The organism is Bradyrhizobium sp. MOS001 (genome assembly GCF_004634465.1).
Taxonomy (GTDB): Bacteria; Pseudomonadota; Alphaproteobacteria; order Rhizobiales; family Xanthobacteraceae; genus Bradyrhizobium; species Bradyrhizobium barranii.
The window spans coordinates 1-2,122 of sequence record NZ_SPVJ01000145.1 but is presented as its reverse complement, the minus strand read 5'-3'; the positions used below and the strand labels follow the sequence as shown (position 1 = coordinate 2,122).

General features: G+C 59.2%; 1 protein-coding gene and 1 pseudogene. One reads left to right on the top strand and one right to left on the bottom strand.

The features are described 5' to 3' along the window. Positions 1–395 precede the first annotated feature (395 nt). Positions 396–1,393 (bottom strand): annotated as a pseudogene (locus tag CT676_RS43500) (IS110 family transposase). A gap of 298 nt (positions 1,394–1,691) precedes the next feature. Between CT676_RS43500 and CT676_RS43495 the strand changes: the two are divergent. Then, positions 1,692–1,889, top strand: a complete 198-nt coding sequence (locus CT676_RS43495) for a hypothetical protein (protein ID WP_135217336.1) — start codon at positions 1,692–1,694, stop codon at positions 1,887–1,889. The last annotated feature ends 233 nt before the right edge of the window (positions 1,890–2,122 follow it).

The window sequence follows — 2,122 nt, the reverse complement described above, 5'->3', positions numbered from 1 at the left end:
GTTGAGAGCGTGAGGGGCGGCGGATCAAAGCCGGTCGGCCTTACCGAATGGCCGAAAGACATCCGTCGGCTACAGCCGACTTTTGCAACAAAATCGGCCATGTGTGGACGGCTCCGGGTTGGCAAGAAGAATCTTCACTTTGCAGCATTGGTCGGAGCAGCCATGTGTTCGGCCTGTTAGCGCGGTTCACGTGACCGCTGGCCACAATGCCCTCCGCGGATCAGGTCCCGGTCAATAGCACGCATTCGACGATGCTGTGGCCCTAGTGGGTTGTCCTGATCGCCGGATCGACCGGCGCTGCATTAGTGCTGTTCGCCCTTCCAACCGTTACGTCACACCCGGATGACCGGCTGTGATCTCGTTCACGCCGTAAGAGCGGCGTGTTCCTTGTAACGTTAGTTCCTGGCCATCATCGCCATGCCATCCTGGCGAGCTTATTGGCGAGTGCGATGGCAGCGACCTTGGTGGGGCGCCGCGCCAACAACGCGGTGAGCCAGGGCCGATGGCCCGTGCCATGGATCTTGGCATAGCGGATCACGGCGAGCGCGCCAGCTGTGAACAGGCTGCGCAAATAGCGATCGCCTTGCTTGCTGATACTGCCAAGCCTGTCCTTGCCCCCACTGGAGTTCTGCTTCGGTACGAGCCCAACCCAGGCCGAGAAGTCGCGTCCCGATCGGAAGGCATTGGCATCGGCAACGCTCGCGACTAGCGCTGTTGCCAGCGCTGGACCGATGCCAGGGATCGCATCCAGTCGCTTGCTCGTCGCGCTTGATCGATGCCAGGCGATAATGCGCCGGTCGAACTCCAGGATCTGAGCCTTCAGTGCCCGCAACTGACTGCCGAGAGCCGCAAGACACGCACGGGCCACCTCCGGGAGGCGGCGTTCAGCTGGATCGGCGACGACTTCCAACAGCTGTTCGACACCCCTGCGCCCGACGGGGGCGACGATCCCGAACTCGGCCAGATAAGCGCGGATTGACTTGATGACGGCAGTCTGCTGGCGAATGAAGAGATGGCGCACGCGATGAAGCATCAGACAGCTCTGTTGCTCGATCGTTTTGATCGGCACGAACCGCATGTTGGGTCTCGTGACCGCCTCGCAAATCGCTTCCGCGTCGGTGCTGTCGTTCTTCTGCCGCTTGACGTAGGGCTTCACATAGGCCGGAGGCATCAATTGCACCGTATGCCCCAACGTCCGCAGCTCGCGGGACCAATAATGGGATGACGCGCAAGCCTCGATTCCCACCAGGCACGGCGGCAACTTCTCAAAGAAGGACAGCACGAAACGGCGCTTGAGCTGACGGCGTATGACCGCCTGGCCGGCCGCATCGACGCCATGCACTTGAAAGACCGACTTCGCGATATCCAGACCAATCGTTGAAATTGACTGCATAGGCTGCTCCTCCGAATCGTGGGAGCTTCAAGCGACGCCAACTCCTTGGCACTCTCGTGCCCGTGGAGGAGCCGTCCACAGCATCATAAGCCGACGTTCACTTCCCCCAGGATTGTGCAGAGGGCTCAGGGAACGACCGGCAGGTCCAAATCGCTTGATCATTCTCTTAAGGTACCGGTTTTCCTTTCGCCGGAGAGCGTAACAAAAGTACCGGTTTTGAGGCAGGCTAAGCGGGCGGCCTCACATCGTGAATCATGTTGGAATTGGCGCTGTTCTTCATTCGGCATGAATCAGCGCGGTGAGAGCAACTTACAGCAGGCCGCTCACCATTGAGCCGCTCTCGGCGATTACTGCAATCACCGATGAAGCAGCCTTTGCCGCCATTGATCTTCTTGTCGTAGCCGGCACTGCGATCGCCAACGTACTTATATTCGAATGCGGCTGCGCAATTGGTATTGAAGATGAGCGCCAAACTGATGATTGCAGAAGCGGTTAAATTACAGTTCACAATCGCGTACTCCGAGTCACTCGCACTTAAGCAGGTGGAGCGCGGCTCGCAAGCGACTCATTCTATCGATTGGTTTGCTCCCTCAGGGATTCTGCATGACGAATGTGGGAACGTCTGCAACGGGTCTTGGGTGTGTGCAAACGGATAGGTCGGCACGCGGCCGTGGTCGCCAATCGTTGCAGGCGGCCGATGTCTCGCGTCGGAGCGTCCAATGACTGGCC